Raw genomic sequence first — 15,144 nt, 5'->3', positions numbered from 1 at the left:
GGCCAAGCTTTGCTATATGGGCCACGCCACCATGGAGAACCGGCATGGGCTGGCGGTGGCCGGCAGGGTCACGCATGCCAATGGCACCGCCGAACGCCGCGGCATCCGGGATACGGCATGTCGCAATCACGCCGGGCGATGGTCGAGTGCATTTTCGGATGGGGCAAGCAGCATGGCACCATGCGCAAGACCAAACATCGGGGCATCGCTCGCGTCGCCGCCGACTTCCTGCTTAATCTGATCGCCTATAACCTGATCCGAATTCCCAAACTGCTCGCCGCATAGCCACCCCGCGCCGGGGCACACTCAATGACAAGCTAGAAATTACATCCAACTCTACCGCGCCGCTCCAAAAACGACCGGCGGAAAAATGAAAATCCTCCATTTCAAGGTTTTTCAGCAGACTGTTAGAGCGGAGATGCAATAAAGAGGGCGTACGGCGCGGAGGAGAGATGCCGCATGGAGTAGTTGTTGCGGCCAAGCAAGCTGCGGATCTCCGGGATCGAGGCGGTACGATCCGGCAGGACCACGACCTGCGGACGTCCAGGTGACGACAGCATTCGGTTCAACACTTCTCCTGCGCCAGGATTTTTGCTGTCCTCGTAGATGAACGAGTAGATGCTCGATCGATCGAGAAACAGTTGGTCCACGCCGGATTGACGCGCCACGTGGACAAGAAAATCCTCACGCGTATGAAACTGCCGATAGTTCGACGAATAGATCAGCAGATTGCTGGAGATGGGGATCGGAGCGAGCATGCTACTCGCCGGGACGGTCGCCACGATTTCCTTGACGGCTGAAAGTTCCGGCTCGGCAATCTTCACGCCGGGCCAGCCAAGGGTCATGTCGGCCTTCTTCCTGAGCACCGAGGTAGGTCCAAAAATAACCGCGAGTGCGAAGACCGAGAACGTGGCGATCGCGACCGCGGAAGACCGCCGTCTTCCGAGCGTTGCGAAAAATGCCGTCACGACGACGATCGGAAACGGAAGAAGGAAGACCAGCCGCCAGTAGATCGTTTCCGGCGCGACGGTCTTCAACATGAAGCGGAACACCATCGGGTTCAGAAATGCCGCAACGGTTACGGTGACCCAGATCGCAAAAAACCGACGGTGCGGCGAATATCGCAAAGTCACGAACAGCGCCGCGCAAAACAAGATCGGCGTCAATGGAAGATAAGGATTGATGAAGAAGACGATCTGCTTGCCAAAGGTGAGGGGGAACCCCGTGCTGACCGGAGAGCCGGTGCCGAGTGATCGCTGAGCAATTGCGTGAAGCTCCCATGCAGCCCAGGCAACGGGCGCAAGAGATGAAACGTAGGCGAGCCCCAGTTCGACATTCTTGCGGGTGAATATCTCTTTCCCGCAGCATATGTAGGAAAGAAAGATCACAGCGGAAAACAGAGGCAGCAGGACGAGTGCCGTGGTGGTGGCAGCCATGAAGCAAACCCCCGTGGCCAGGAGGAAGAGCCAGGTCCCGAATCCTCTCAACGTCAGGAATCGAAGTGAGAGATAAAGCCAGACAGGGAGTCCGACTGCGATGAAAAAGACTTTGCCTTGAAATGCTCGGGCGATGCTGTAGTTGCCAAACGTGACGTCCGTCTCTCCCAGGGAGAGCGTGACCAGCGAAAACAGCAGCAACCCAAGCGCCAGAACCCATCTTCGCTGCTCGAAGACCGACAACGCCAGCAACGTCGCAAGGATCATCAGCAAGCCGACGATTGTGGGAGTGATTACATGATACACATCCAGGAAGGGGAGATCGAACAGATAAGCAACGGCCGCCTGTATGGTCTCATAGTACTGGAAGCTGATGAGCTCGGCAGTCGCCGGCAGGTCTTCGATCCAGTTGATCTTCTTGTCCAGAATCTGATCCGGATTCTCACGGTAGAAAACCGCCTTGGTCGCATAGACGGAGTCGTCTTCGTTGGGCTGGTTGATCGAACTGGCGAGGAATCCCGTCGCCGTGCACATCAGCACGACACAGGCCGCAAAGACGATGTCTATGCGTTCGCGCCTGTCGGCTCTTATGCCCCGAAGCTGAAAAAACACCGGGATCAGGGCGAGCAGGAAGGATGCCCCGACCCACGCTGCAACAGCTCGGAAGGTCGCGGAGATGCAAAGCCCGAAGAAGAATCCGGATGCCGCGAGGGCAATGAACCAGACAAAATACAGAACCGGGATTGACAGGAGCGCAATCGTTCGATCGCGAAAATTCGCTTCGCCAATACTCATTTGTAGGGCCGCAAACACTCGAACATCGATCATTCCCGCGCCAGTTGGGCCGAGTATAGCATAAAGGGGATCGCGTAAGCGGCGCTGTCAGCCCAGGGAAAACGATGGGGGCCGGATCACCTCGGCATCAATCGGCCAAGTATCCTGGAAGCCAGAGATGCCGCCCGAGCCTTCCATCGTGAGAGCGCCTGAACGCTGCCGATGAAGGCCCGCAGGGATGGGCGGTCTGCCAGGAACCAGCGACAATAGAGCCGGAAACGTCTCTCGCCTGCTCCAGTAGCGACGCTCTGCATGCGAGACTCGATCGCAACGAAGCGTTCGAAATCCTCGGATGACAGATTTACGCCGAGGGATCGCGCTACGGCTTCGATGACGTGCCAACCTCCTCGTCCGTTCAGGGCGGGATTGCGCGTCGGGCTGTCCTCCATCCTGGCGAGGAAATCGAAGATGGCGCGGATGACGAGCACGTTCAGGGGAAAGCTTTCGGTCAGCTTCCATTCCTGATCCGCGAGCTTGAGGACTTCGTGCTCGAAATAGGTGTTCGGCCAGATCGAGTCGATGAACAGGCCGTCGAGCATCCGTACGCCGCCGTGCTCGTGCGACTTTGCAACGAGAAATGCGAGCCATGCCCGGCATGGCTCGAAAATATCGTCCATCGAATTGTTCTTGGACCTTGCTCGAAGCATCACGCGCGTAAGCAGCGAGTTTCCGCCTATCCAAAGTGATTCGTTTGCGACCAGTTGGATGAAGCCTCCGTCGACGACCGCTGTGCCGGCGGTTGGTTTCTTCAGGACCCGCCAGGCTCCATCGGGTTCGCCGACAATTCGCGTCCGGGTCAGGAATTTGGGCGTGCGCCCCGACGAATAGAGGTCCGCAAGCTGGTCGAAGGAAACGCCGTGAATCTGCGTGCGGCCGGCCACGATGAGGAATGAATTTGAAAAGAACTCCAGCATCGAGTTCCGGGCGAGCTCCAGTACGGTGGTCGGCTCGTTCCAGAGTGGTTTGTAGGGTCTGACATAGTCGCGCGAGGGCATCTGCGAGATGAGCTCGCCGGCCTGACCGGATCCAACAAACTCCGCGCTCAGCACAGCGTCCGGAATCTTGTAGTCCGGGTAAGGGTAAAAGCTGCGAACGTCTCGAAAATGACGCCCGATGCGCTTGACCAGTTCGCCATGGCCGAATGTACGGACGCGAGCTTTGCCCCCATGATACCCTTCGACGCCTTCGAACTTTATCCCGAGATGATCCTCGTGGCAGCCATTGAGATATTTGAGCCCGAATTGATTCTCGATCGCGAGGACGATCATTCCGTCCGGGGCCAGGATGTCAGCGTAATATTGCAGCGCAGCTTCGTAGGGATCATCGCCCTTGACGAAAGATGCCGAGTATTCGAACACGCCGATGACGAAAACGATGTCGAACTTCTTGGAGAACCGGATTTCCTGAAACGGCGCGCAGATCACGGAGACCGAGGGCAGATCCTTCGTTCTGAGGCGGGCCAGGCGGGCGCGCGCAATGCTGCCTTCGACCGAGACCACGCTGTCAAAATTCTCTCCGAGATAGCGCGTGATCGCGCCACAGCCGCAACCGACTTCCAGGACGCTCAGATTACGATCGAATGTGAATCCGGAGAGCAGCTGGGACCGCTTCCTGGTCAGATGATACTCGCTCGTCCAGTCCTTGATGTGACTCTCGAGTTCGCTGGAACGCGAGCTCAGGTCCTTCGCGGCGCGGAACACGCCATCCAGATAAATCTCGGAGGCCGCTCCGTCGGAGTAAGCGAACGTTTGATGGCCGCGGAGCAACCAGACCGACGACGGATCCTCCACGAGTTCGTTTTCAACAAGGGTCTTTAGATGCATCAAGCTCTGTCTCTTGGCCGCGCGCAATGTCTGATGGGAATGCCCTGGAGCGGGCCAGTCATTATCGTACTGGCTGCGAGTTCAGCTTACCATCAGAATTTGGCATTGCACATTGTCGGAGTGCGTGCTGCGACCGGACGTTGTCAGCCACAAGGCCGGCTCGCTTGATCTGCTTATCCGAAGATGGCATAGGCTGCTACAGTCCGTCGTGTATTCTCTCACGACGATTGACGTTTTGGATCTCGGTCACAATGCTCAGGTTCCTGCCGCGTTGGGCGCTACTTTCGGCTGAGATCGTGTCGAGGCAGGCGATCGGAACTGCGCTCCTGGTGTTGGTCGTGGGCGACCTCGCGCTGGGCGGGAACGGCTATCTGATCAAGGTCGGGCCGTTTCGCGTGCGCGAATTGCTCTTCATCCTGTGCATGGTCTGGACCGTCGCTGCGCTGGTCTCCCGCAAGGAGGCGCGGCCGGCGCCACAGGTGTGGTGGCTGTTCGGGGCATTCGTCGCGACGACGGCGTTCGGCGTCTTGATCGGATTTCTCAACGACAATTTCAGCGCCGGAATAGCGATGAATGTCGGTCCCGTCGTCATGGTCGATCCCAGTCCGCGCGCCGCGTTTGTCGGCGAGCTGAAGCCGCTCACTTATTTTGCGATGCTGCTTTTCTTCGTGACCGCGATTCGATCGCGGCGCGAGGTCACGATGGTGGTCACGATCCTGATGGTGGCCGGTGCAGCTCTGGCGACGATCTATCTGCTCGCGCTCGCCAGCGTGCATTCCGGTCTTGTCCCGTATTCGACGTTGTATGGGCATTTGAGGGGCAGCGACGAGATCATATTCAGGGTGAATCCCTACGTCGGCTTTCTTTATAAGGGCATGTACTACGCCTGCGTTGCGGCGCTGCTATTGCTGCTCGATCCATTCCGGATGACGAAGCTGATGGGTACGGTCGCGGTCGTGGCTGTGGCGCTGACCCTGACGAGAAGCCTCTCGGTGGCGCTGGGCGTTTGCATTATTGCGGCCATGCCAGGGGGCCGCTGGTGGCAGAGGATGCAGCTCGCCGGTCAAGTGCTTCTGCTGATGGTCGTAACGTCCGTCGGCCTGGGGATCGAAAGCAACTTCTTGCAGGCGCCCCTAAGCCGACCGATCCGCACGGAGGTGCAGGAGTGGCGCGACAAGGATCCGCCGGCCGCCGGCCCTGCGATCGAACTCGTCCGCCCGACGGATAGCATTCGGCGATCGGACATCGGGCTGGTGCGGGAAAACATGACCCTCACAACCCTGGCGATCGGGCACGGCTTCGCCGCGAAGATCGGGCAGCGCACAAAGATCGAGCTCACCTATCTCGAAATTCTCTACAAGCAGGGCGTCGTCGGCCTCGCATTCTGGTTCGCCCTGCTCGCCTATATCTGCTGGCTCTATCTCCGGGTGCCTGATGTCAACAAGACGCTCGGGCGGGCCTTGCTGCTGTGCGCCTTGTTCTTCTTCATCTCGACCGCGACCAACACGGTTCTCACTGGCTCGATCGGCCTGGGAACGGTGTTTATCGTCCTTGCATGCTTGTCAGTCCTTGCGAACGAGCCGGAACGCGTGGCGTGGTATGGCAGGCCTACCAAGCCTCTGGTCGGAAAGTCACTGACGAGCTGAGCGCCGGCGCCCCCTTACCGCGCGCCACACGGCGGGCGGCCTCATCTGGGTGATTTGAAATTGAGATAGTTGACCGTGTTGATGTGGAGTTTGCGCCGCGCGATCCACCAGCTCACGACCTTCAACACGGTCATGGAGGTGGCGGTGCTGATCGCTGCGCCTAGCGCGCCGAGCACGGGAACCAGCAGCAGATTGCCGACAAGGTTGACGGTTGCCGACAGTATCAAATTGTTGCGCATCAGCTTTTCGTGGCCGGTCATGATCAGCAACGACGTCAGCAGGCCCGTCGAAACATTGACGAGCTGGGCCAGCGTCAATAGCCGCAACGGCCATGCGCCGCCTTCGAACTGGGGACCGAACACGCGCAGGATCTCCGTCGGGAAGACTAGGAAGAGGACGATCAGCGGCGATGCGATCGCCAGTGTCCAGAAGGTGCTGCGGCGCGCCAGTGTTTCGAGCTCGGCGTGCTTGCCGCTCGAATGAAGGGCGGCAAATTGCGGTGCAACGACGCTGTTGACTGCGATCAGCACGAATGAGGTGGTCGCCGAGATGCGAAGTGCCACCCCGTAGATGCCAACCTGATCGGCGCTGGAGAGGATGCCCAGCACGAGCGTATCGGTCCAGGCCATCACCAGGTTGAGGCTGGTCACGATCAGGATCGGCAGGCTGGTGCGCAGCAAGATCGCGGTTGAGAAACTCGCCTTCCGCCAGGCATCGCGGACGATCATTCTCCAGCGGACAAACGCCAGAAGCATCGCGACAAGGAATGCTCCGGCATAGTACGCAAGGATAGAAGAAAGTGTAACTGTCCCGTTCAGGGCGAGCCCCGACACAACCAGCAGCAATAGCAATTGCGGGAGGACGGCCTGAGTGAAAACGGCGGTTCCCGGCCGCCCGATCGCCTTGAAGGCTTCCGTTTGGACCGACAGGACAGCCACCGGAATCAAGGCGACCATCAGGACCGGCACCAGTACGGCGAATTCGGCATGGTGGCTCGCGCCGATCGGCGCCCAGTTGAGGATGGGCCAGGCCGGCCCGATCATCGCGATGGCACAAAGCGCTGCGATTCCCACGCATTTGCGGTATATGGTTGCAACGATGCCGTGCTCGGCGCCGTTATTGGCGATCGAGATGAATTTCAGCGCGGCCGTGTCGAGACCCAGCCGCGCAACCGTTGAAAAGATTTCGACACTTGTGACGCCCAGGAAGTAGAGACCAAGTCCGGTTGGACCGACCAGCTTGGCGAGCAGCAGGCTGACGACGAACGACAAGGCCGCGCCCGTGATCTGCATCGAGAGCGCCATTGCGGCGCCGATCGAGTACCGGTTCCGAAGCTTTCGCAAGCTCAAGGCTGGAGGCCACCAATTCATCAGCTCTGCTTCAATCGCAACACGTCATCGGGGCATATCGGAACCGTTGGCCCACAACAATCAGTATTTGGCTTGGTGTCCAAAGCTGCTAGGGCATTCTGATGGAGAGGACGTGCTCGGTGTTTCCAGGTGGTTTTTGCCCATGAAAATCAGCGTCTGCATGGCGACCTATCAGGGCGCGGACTATGTCGAGCGACAGCTTCGGTCGATCTTGGAGCAACTTGGCCCGGACGACGAGGTCATCGTCGTCGACGATTGCTCGCGCGACCGGACCGTCGAAGTCATTGAAGCCATCGGGGATGCGCGCATTGCCGTTCACCGCAATCCCGTCAACCGACGCGAGGTCTATTCGTTTGGACGCGCCATCGAGCTGGCGAAGGGCGATATCATCTTCATGGCGGATCAGGACGACGTCTGGGTGCCCGGCCGGGCCGAGTTGATGTCGGGGAGGCTGCTGGCGTCAGGGGCGGCGCTGGTCTCTACCAATTTCGAATGGACGGACGCCGACGAGCGCCCGATCGATGTCGCTTTCGATGGCGTGTCCGCGCAGGCCTCAAACCTGCATCTCGGCAATATCCTCGATATCTTCGTCGGCAAAACCAACTATTTCGGCTGTGCGATGGCATTCCAGCGCAGCCTGGTGCCGCTAATTACCCCGATTCCCGCCTACGTTGAGTCTCATGATCTCTGGATCGCGCTGGCGGCCAATCAGATCGGTTCCAACCTCCATCTCGACGACAGGACTCTGCTGAAGCGCCGCCACGGCAGCAATACGACGAGCACGAAGTCGAAACGCCCGCTGTTTCAAAAGCTCTGGTCCCGCTGGGTCTTCCTGAGGAGCATGCAGGAACTTGCCGCGCGGCGGCGCAGATTGTCTTCCTGACCGGCGGGCCTTCTGGCGGGCTGAAGGCCAAAAGGTTGCCTAGGCGCGAAAATCGGCATTCTGACCGTCAATAGGTGTTTATCTGATACGCCAGACCGATTAAAGGGTGTCCAGCACACCCGTACCGGACAAAAATTGCATTGTAGGTCCGGGGCATAGGTTCAAGAGCGATTTTCGTGAAGATGACTGTCAGACCATACCAGATCTGCACCAACTGCGTCATGGACACCAGCGATTCGACGCTCCAGTTCGATGGGCGCGGCTGGTGTCAGTACTGCTGCAACTTCCATGCGAACATCAAGCCGAACTGGCACCCCGATGAACGGGGCGTCCAGGAAATCATGCCCGTAATCGAGAAGATCAAGGAAGAGGGCAAGGACCGAGATCACGACTGCATCATTGGGATCAGCGGCGGGCTGGACAGTTCCTACGTCACCTACATCGCCAAGGAAAAGTTTGGCCTCCGGCCTCTGATGTTTCACTGCGACACCGGCTGGAATTCCGATCTTGGTGTCAGCAACATCCAGAAGGTCATCGAGGGCATGCATCTCGATCTTGTCACCGAGGTCGTGAACTGGGAGGAGATGAAGGATCTGCAGCGCGCCTTCTTCCTGTCGCAGGTTGCGTTCCAGGACCAGCCGCAGGATCTTGCGCTGTTCTCCGCGATGTACAATTTCGCAGCCAAGAACGGCTTCAAATACGTCATCACCGGCGGCAACAATTCGACGGAATGCGTGCGCGAATCGATCGAATGGACCTACTTCTCCACCGACATGGTCCACGTGCACGACATCCACAAGAAATTTGGCGCGCGCGAGCTGAAGACATTCCCGGCTTGCGACATCCTGAAATACCGACTGTACTACCGCCTGGTGAAGGGCATGCGAGTCATCAAGCTGCTGGACAGCGTCCCCTTCATCAAGAAGGACGCGATCCGGGAGCTGACCGAAAAGTTCGGCTGGCAGCCTTATCCGCAGAAGCACTACGAGTCTCGCTTCACCCGCTTCTATGAGGCCTATTGGACGCCGCGCAAATTCGGCTATGACAAGCGCCGCGCCTATTTCTCGAGCGAGATCCTCACCGGTCAGATGAGCCGCGACGAGGCGCTCAAGCGCCTCGAAAAGCCCGATCTCGACGAGGAGACGCTGCGCCACGAGTTCGAATATGTGGCGACGAAGCTCGGCTGGACGGTCGCCGAGTTCGAGGAGATCTTCCACGGCAAGAACAGGTCGTTCCGCGACTATAAGAACAACTTGTTCATGATCACGCTCGGCGCCAGGATCTCGAACGCCCTCGGATTGGACAACCGGATCTTCCGATGATCACCATCATCAATTACGGGCTCGGCAACATTCAGGCCTTCGCCAACCTCTACAAGCGGATGAACGTCCCGGCGAAGATCGCGAGCGGCGCCACCGATCTCGAAGGTGCGACGAAGCTGATTTTGCCGGGGGTCGGCGCCTTCGACCATGCCATGGAGCTACTCGACGCCTCAGGCATGCGTGACAAGGTCGACGATCTCGTTATGAACCGGAAGGTCTCTGTGCTCGGCGTCTGCGTCGGCATGCAGATTCTCGCCGGCTCAAGCGACGAAGGCAAGCTCGCCGGCCTCGGCTGGATCGAGGGACGGGTGCGACGTTTCGACGAAAGCCGACTGCCGCGCCCGGCGCGCCTGCCGCACATGGGCTGGAATGACGTGGTGCCGAAGAAAGGCGTCCAGTTGTTCGACGGCCTCGAGCAGGACTCCCGCTTCTATTTCCTGCATTCCTACTATTTCGACTGCACCTCCAATGACAATGTCCTAGCCACGTCCGAATACGGCATGGCCTTCAGTTGTGCCGTGGGCTCGAACAACATTTACGGCGTCCAGTTCCACCCCGAGAAGAGCCACAATTACGGCATGCGACTCCTCAAGAACTTCGCCGAGCTTTGACCCGTGCTGCGCCCCCGCATCATCCCCTCGCTGCTCGTCCAGGACAAGGGCCTCGTCAAGACGGTTGGGTTCTCCAATCCGAAATATGTCGGCGATCCCATCAACGTCGTCCGCATCTTCAACGAGAAACTGGTCGACGAGCTTGCGATCTACGACATCGATGCAACCGTGCGCGGCCATGAGCCCGACTATCTCATGCTGGAGAATCTCGCCGTCGAGTCCCGAATGCCGCTGTGCTACGGCGGTGGCGTGAAGACGGTGGACCAAGTCAAGACTATCATCGGTCTCGGCATCGAGAAAGTGGCGATCAGCTCGGCTGCGGTCGCCAATCCGAACCTGATCGCCGCCGCCGCTGAAGCGGTCGGCAGCCAGAGCGTCGTCGTCGTGCTCGACGTCAAGCCGCGTCCGCGCAGCAACGTTTACGAGGTCTGGACGCACAACGCCAAGGTCAACACCGGGCGGACCATGCTCGAAGTCGCCGCCGTAGCCGAGAAATTCGGGGCCGGAGAGATCGTGGTCAACGCGATCGAGCGGGACGGCCAGATGAAGGGCTACGATCTCGAGCTGGCGCGGCAGATCGATGCGGCCTCGACGGTGCCCGTCACCATCCTGGGCGGTGCCGGCTCGCTCGCCCATATTGAGGAGTTGATCCGCAATTTCGGCGTCATCGGCATCGCGGCCGGCAGCCTCTTTGTCTTCAAGGGCATCTACCGCGCAGTGCTGGTGAATTACCCGACCATCGAGGACCGCGACCGGCTGCTCCAGAGCCTGGTCCAGCCCGCATGATGTCCGGGCCTTGATGGAGTATGCCTTGAAGGTGCTCGTGCTCGGAGCCACCGGTCTGCTCGGCAATGCGGTGTTTCGCAGCCTGTCGCGGATGCCTGGTGCGGAGGTGACAGGGACGGTTCGGCAGGAGACGGCCCGCAAGCTGTTCGATCCCGCAGACGCCGGGCGCCTCGTTGCGGTCAGCGACATTGAGGATCCTGCGCAGCAAGCGGAGCTTTTCGAGGCGGTTCGTCCCGATTTCGTCGTCAATTGCATCGCGGTTGGCCGGCCTGCACCCGCCGACCCCATGCGGTCGGTTGCGGTCTACGCGGTGCTGCCGCAACGGCTGTCGTATCTGTGCAGGCGGGCCGAGGCCCGTCTCGTCCAGATCAGCTCGGATGGTGTGTTCGCAGGCCACCGCGGCGCCTATACCGAGGCCGACGTGCCGGATGCCGATGACGTCTACGGGACATCGAAGTTCCTCGGCGAAGTCGATGCCCCGCACGCCGTCACCCTGCGGACGTCGATCATCGGCCACGAATTGCAGCCCGGAAGAGGATTGCTGGAATGGTTCCTGTCGCAGCAGGACGAATGCCGCGCCTTCACGCGGGCGATCTTCTCCGGCTTCCCGACCATCGTGCTGGCCGATATGATCCGGGATGTCGTAATCCCGCGACCGAAGCTCTGCGGCATTTATCACGTTGCGACCCGGCCGATTTCGAAGTTCGATCTGCTATTGATGGTTGCCGAGCGTTACGGCAAAAGGATCAAATTGGTTGCGGACGATCGGCCGGCGCCGGATCGCTCGCTGGTTGCGGATTGTTTCGAACGGGCGACCGGGTACAAGCCGCCGGACTGGCCGGCGCTGGTTGATGCAATGTACCGCGACAAATTCAGTTCGGTAGGACGCGATGTTCAAGGATAAGGTTGTAGTCATCACAGGCGGAACCGGGTCGTTCGGGCAGCACATCCTCAGGGGCTTCCTGTCGACGGAGGTTGCCGAGATCCGCATCTTCAGCCGTGACGAGAAGAAGCAGGAGGAGATGCGCACGCTGTTCAACAACGGCCGCCTGAAGTTCTACATCGGCGACGTGCGCGCCTATGACTCCATCCATCAAGCCCTTAAGGGCGCGCACTACGTGTTTCACGCCGCCGCGCTGAAGCAGGTGCCGTCTTGCGAATTCTATCCGCTGGAGGCGGTTCGCACCAACGTTCTCGGCACCGAAAATGTCATGAGCGCGGCGATCGCCAACAAGGTCGAGAAGGTCGTCGTGCTCTCGACCGACAAGGCGGTCTATCCGATCAACGCTATGGGGCAGACCAAGGCGCTTATGGAGAAAGTGATGGTGGCGAAGGCACGCCAGCAGTCGCCGTCGGAGACCCTGTTGTGTGCGACGCGCTACGGCAACGTCATGGTGTCGCGCGGTTCGGTGATCCCGCTGTTCGTCCAGCAGATCAAGGCCGGCAAGCCGCTGACCGTGACTGATCCGAACATGACGCGCTTCCTAATGTCGCTCGACGATTCCGTCGAGCTGGTGCTGCACGCCTATGAGCACGGCCAGCAGGGCGACATCTTCGTGCAGAAGGCGCCGGCAGCCACGATCGCCCACCTTGTTCAGGCGCTCAAGGAGCTCTTCAACGCGGACAATCCGGTCCAGATCGTCGGCACGCGTCACGGCGAAAAACTGTACGAATCACTCGTTTCACGCGAGGAAATGGCCCGCGTCCAGGACATGGACCGCTACTACCGGATCCCGGCCGACAATCGCGACCTCAACTACGCGATGTATTTCACCGACGGCCAGCGGGAGATTTCGACACTCGACGATTATACGTCACATAATACCGAACGTTTGACCGTTCCTGGCGTCAAGGCGCTGCTCCTCAAGCTGGATTTCATCCAGCGGCATCTCCGGGGCACGGACGGCGAAATTGCAGAGATCTAGTTTTTCACGGTTATCGACCTAACGAAATGACTATGCTACCTCGCACCTCCGTTACCGACGGTTGTGCCAGGGTCACTGCCGAAGGCAGGGAACAGGGGACTATACGCGATGGAACCGGGTGATTCCGCCCAGCCGTGCTGCGCGTTTTGCGACAGCCGGCGGCTCGGACTGGTGATGGATTTCGGCAGGGTCGGCCTCGCGGGCGGCTTCCTCAAGCCTGAGCAGTTCGCGACTGAACCCACCTTTCCCATGCGCCTGCACTTCTGCAAGGACTGCTACGCCGTGCAGGTGACCGACAAGGTGCCGGCCGAAGTGATGTTCAAGGACTATTTCTATTTCTCGTCGTCGATCGGCACCCTGCGCGATCATTTCCGCGACTATGCCGGCGAGGTCACCAGGCGCTTTCTCGATCCGGCCAAGGCGACGGTTCTCGAATTCGGCTGCAATGACGGCGTGCTGCTGCGCCCGCTCGCGGACCGGGGCATTCGCACCGTGATCGGCGTCGATCCGGCTTCCAACGTGGTCGCAACCATCAACGACCCGCGGATCAAGGTGGTAAACGATTACTTCACCGAAAGCGTGGCGCGTAGCCTCGTTGCTGAGCACGGTGGTGTCGACCTGATCATGGCCAACAACGTCTATGCGCATATTCCCGATATCCAGGGCACGACGCGCGCGGTTGCTGCGGCGCTCGGTCCTGACGGCGTGTTCGCCTTCGAGGTGCACTATCTCGGCAAGGTGATCGACGAGCTGCAATACGACATGGTGTATCACGAGCACCTCTATTACTACTCGCTGCTATCGGTGATGAACCATCTCGCCCGCTACGATATGATGGTATTCGACATCAAGCCGGTCCCGATCCACGCCGGCTCGATCCGCTTCTACACCTGCAAGAATGGCAGTAAGCACAGCGCGGCCGTTTCGCCCTCGGTCAAGGCGCTCGAGGCGGAGGAGCGTGCGCGCGGGTTCGATCGCTTCGAGACCTTCCGGGCGTTTTCCGCGGCCGTCGCCACCCATCGCGATGAGCTGATCGGGCTGTTGAACCGTCTGCGGGCCGAGGGCACGCGCATCGCCGGCTACGGCGCGTCAGGCCGTGCCAACACCATGATCCAGTGGTGCGGCATCAGCCACGATCATCTCGACTACATGATCGACGATGCACCGGCGAAGGCGGGCTTCTACACGCCGAGATCGCACTTCCAAATTCACCCGAGCACAATTCTCGGCAGTGACAATCCGCCGGATTATCTCCTGGTCTTCGCTTGGAGCTTCTTCGACGAGATCAGGAAGAGAAACGCTGCCTATCTGGAGAAGGGCGGCCGCATGATCCTGCCGCTGCCCAAGGTCTCGATCTTTCCGCCGTCCAACCTAAGTTCTCGCTCTCAAGCACCGGTTTAACGAAAGCCATACGGAACACGCAAATGAAGGTGATGTCGATTTTCGGTACGCGGCCGGAAATGATCAAGATGTGGTCGACCCTGAAGAAGCTCGACGACTACAATTTCGATCATGTGATGGTCCATACCGGCCAGAATTTCACGCCTGAGCTGCGCGAATTCTTCTTCAAGGATCTCAAGCTCAGGAAGCCCGACTACGAGCTGGACATCGACACCTCGGGGTATGGCCCGGAAGTCGCGGATGTGATCAGGAAGTCCGACGCGTTGATGGAGAAGGTGAAGCCCGATGCCCTGCTGATCCTCGGTGACACCTATAGCGGGCTGAGCGTGCTGCCTGCGTCGCACCGCGGCATCAAGATCTTCCACATGGAGGCCGGGCTGCGCGCGTGGGACCGCCGCATGCCCGAGCAGCGCAATCGCATTCTGATCGACCACATCAGCAATATCCTGCTGCCCTATAACCACTATCATCGCGAGAACCTGCTGCGTGAGGGCATCCATCCCTCGAAGATCATCGTGACCGGCAATACGACGTTCGAGGCGATGCGGGCCTTTATGCCGGAGATCGAGAACAGCGACATTCTCAAGCGCCTCGGCCTCGAGCCGAGGAGCTACATCCTGGTGACCGCGCACCGCAGCGAGAACGTTGACGATCCACGGAATCTCGCCAATATCTTCAAGGCGCTCGGCGTCCTCAACCAGCGGCTCAAGCGCGAGATCATCTTCCCGATGCATCCGCGCACGACCAGCAAGCTGAAGAACATCGACGTGCCGCCAAACATCCGGATCATGGCGCCCCTCGGCTTCTACGATTTCAACCAGTTGCTGAAGCAGTCATACGTGGTGCTCTCCGATTCCGGCACTGCGGCCGAGGAGGGGCTGTTTTACAAGGTGCCCAATGTCAGCCTGCGCATGGCGACGGAGCGCATGGAGACGCTCGAAAGCGGTGCTACGATCGTTTCAGGCATGGAGGCCGAGAACATCGTCGAGGCGGTGACGCTAGCGGTCAGCCTGCCCTGGGCCGCGCGCTACGAGTTCGAGGAGGATTATTTGCCCTCGTCGGTGGTGGTGAATGCGATCCGCACCAAGATCACGAACTTCTTCTGAG

12 protein-coding genes and 1 pseudogene are annotated in these 15,144 nt (G+C 59.5%); 10 read left to right on the top strand and 3 right to left on the bottom strand.

Going from position 1 to position 15,144, the window contains the following annotated elements:
• Positions 1–285, top strand: a pseudogene (locus IVA74_RS35770) (transposase); the annotation flags it as partial.
• Between the two features lie 122 nt (positions 286–407).
• Here IVA74_RS35770 and IVA74_RS35765 read toward each other — a convergent pair.
• Both IVA74_RS35765 and IVA74_RS35760 read right to left on the bottom strand, forming a co-directional pair.
• Entirely contained in the window at positions 408–2,264 is a 1,857-nt protein-coding gene (locus IVA74_RS35765) for a DUF6077 domain-containing protein (RefSeq protein WP_247352182.1), read from the bottom strand.
• Between the two features lie 83 nt (positions 2,265–2,347).
• Entirely contained in the window at positions 2,348–4,093 is a 1,746-nt protein-coding gene (locus IVA74_RS35760) for a class I SAM-dependent methyltransferase (RefSeq protein ID WP_247352180.1), read from the bottom strand.
• 251 nt (positions 4,094–4,344) lie between these two features.
• Between IVA74_RS35760 and IVA74_RS35755 the strand changes: the two genes are divergently transcribed.
• Positions 4,345–5,739 carry a hypothetical protein gene (locus IVA74_RS35755; protein WP_247352178.1) on the top strand — a complete coding sequence of 465 codons (1,395 nt, stop codon included), beginning with the start codon at positions 4,345–4,347 and terminating at the stop codon, positions 5,737–5,739.
• Between the two features lie 41 nt (positions 5,740–5,780).
• Here IVA74_RS35755 and IVA74_RS35750 read toward each other — a convergent pair whose 3' ends face one another.
• Positions 5,781–7,031: a flippase gene (locus IVA74_RS35750; RefSeq protein ID WP_247352176.1), complete on the bottom strand. Its 1,251-nt coding sequence runs from the start codon at positions 7,029–7,031 to the stop codon at positions 5,781–5,783.
• Between IVA74_RS35750 and IVA74_RS35745 the strand changes: the two genes are divergently transcribed.
• The 8 genes from IVA74_RS35745 to wecB all read left to right on the top strand — a co-directional run bounded on the left by IVA74_RS35745 (position 7,021) and on the right by wecB (position 15,143).
• Positions 7,021–7,992 (top strand): glycosyltransferase, encoded by a 972-nt coding sequence (locus IVA74_RS35745; RefSeq protein WP_247352174.1) that lies wholly within the window; start codon positions 7,021–7,023, stop codon positions 7,990–7,992. The genes IVA74_RS35750 and IVA74_RS35745 overlap by 11 nt on opposite strands.
• Before the next feature lie 182 nt (positions 7,993–8,174).
• Positions 8,175–9,314 carry an N-acetyl sugar amidotransferase gene (locus tag IVA74_RS35740; RefSeq protein WP_247352197.1) on the top strand — a complete coding sequence of 380 codons (1,140 nt, stop codon included), beginning with the start codon at positions 8,175–8,177 and terminating at the stop codon, positions 9,312–9,314.
• Positions 9,311–9,925 (top strand): imidazole glycerol phosphate synthase subunit HisH, encoded by a 615-nt coding sequence (gene hisH, locus IVA74_RS35735; RefSeq protein ID WP_247352172.1) that lies wholly within the window; start codon positions 9,311–9,313, stop codon positions 9,923–9,925. Before IVA74_RS35740 ends, hisH begins: the two co-directional genes overlap by 4 nt.
• 3 nt (positions 9,926–9,928) lie before the next feature.
• Positions 9,929–10,711 (top strand): AglZ/HisF2 family acetamidino modification protein, encoded by a 783-nt coding sequence (locus IVA74_RS35730; RefSeq protein ID WP_247352170.1) that lies wholly within the window; start codon positions 9,929–9,931, stop codon positions 10,709–10,711.
• 31 nt (positions 10,712–10,742) lie between these two features.
• On the top strand, positions 10,743–11,615 hold the full coding sequence (locus IVA74_RS35725; protein ID WP_247352195.1) for an SDR family oxidoreductase: 873 nt from the start codon (positions 10,743–10,745) through the stop codon (positions 11,613–11,615).
• A complete protein-coding gene (locus tag IVA74_RS35720; protein WP_247352168.1) occupies positions 11,602–12,636 on the top strand; it encodes a polysaccharide biosynthesis protein in 1,035 nt (344 codons plus the stop codon). Before IVA74_RS35725 ends, IVA74_RS35720 begins: the two co-directional genes overlap by 14 nt.
• A gap of 108 nt (positions 12,637–12,744) precedes the next feature.
• Positions 12,745–14,037 (top strand): class I SAM-dependent methyltransferase, encoded by a 1,293-nt coding sequence (locus IVA74_RS35715; protein WP_247352166.1) that lies wholly within the window; start codon positions 12,745–12,747, stop codon positions 14,035–14,037.
• A 23-nt stretch (positions 14,038–14,060) separates the two neighbouring features.
• Positions 14,061–15,143, top strand: a complete 1,083-nt coding sequence (gene wecB, locus IVA74_RS35710; protein WP_247352165.1) for a UDP-N-acetylglucosamine 2-epimerase (non-hydrolyzing) — start codon at positions 14,061–14,063, stop codon at positions 15,141–15,143.
• The last annotated feature ends 1 nt before the right edge of the window (position 15,144 follow it).

The organism is Bradyrhizobium sp. 132, assembly GCF_023074185.1.
In the GTDB taxonomy this organism is placed as follows: domain Bacteria; phylum Pseudomonadota; class Alphaproteobacteria; order Rhizobiales; family Xanthobacteraceae; genus Bradyrhizobium.
Note: the sequence above shows the minus strand (reverse complement) of the source record. Positions and strands in the feature narration are given on the sequence as shown.

Coding starts and splice junctions, on each gene's coding strand:
- IVA74_RS35765 (WP_247352182.1), bottom strand. CDS start 2,264: ATGATCGATGTTCGAGTGTTTGCGGCCCTACAAATGAGTATTGGCGAA.
- IVA74_RS35760 (WP_247352180.1), bottom strand. CDS start 4,093: ATGCATCTAAAGACCCTTGTTGAAAACGAACTCGTGGAGGATCCGTCG.
- IVA74_RS35755 (WP_247352178.1), top strand. CDS start 4,345: ATGCTCAGGTTCCTGCCGCGTTGGGCGCTACTTTCGGCTGAGATCGTG.
- IVA74_RS35750 (WP_247352176.1), bottom strand. CDS start 7,031: ATGCAGATCACGGGCGCGGCCTTGTCGTTCGTCGTCAGCCTGCTGCTC.
- IVA74_RS35740 (WP_247352197.1), top strand. CDS start 8,175: ATGACTGTCAGACCATACCAGATCTGCACCAACTGCGTCATGGACACC.
- hisH (WP_247352172.1), top strand. CDS start 9,311: ATGATCACCATCATCAATTACGGGCTCGGCAACATTCAGGCCTTCGCC.
- IVA74_RS35720 (WP_247352168.1), top strand. CDS start 11,602: ATGTTCAAGGATAAGGTTGTAGTCATCACAGGCGGAACCGGGTCGTTC.
- IVA74_RS35715 (WP_247352166.1), top strand. CDS start 12,745: ATGGAACCGGGTGATTCCGCCCAGCCGTGCTGCGCGTTTTGCGACAGC.
- wecB (WP_247352165.1), top strand. CDS start 14,061: ATGAAGGTGATGTCGATTTTCGGTACGCGGCCGGAAATGATCAAGATG.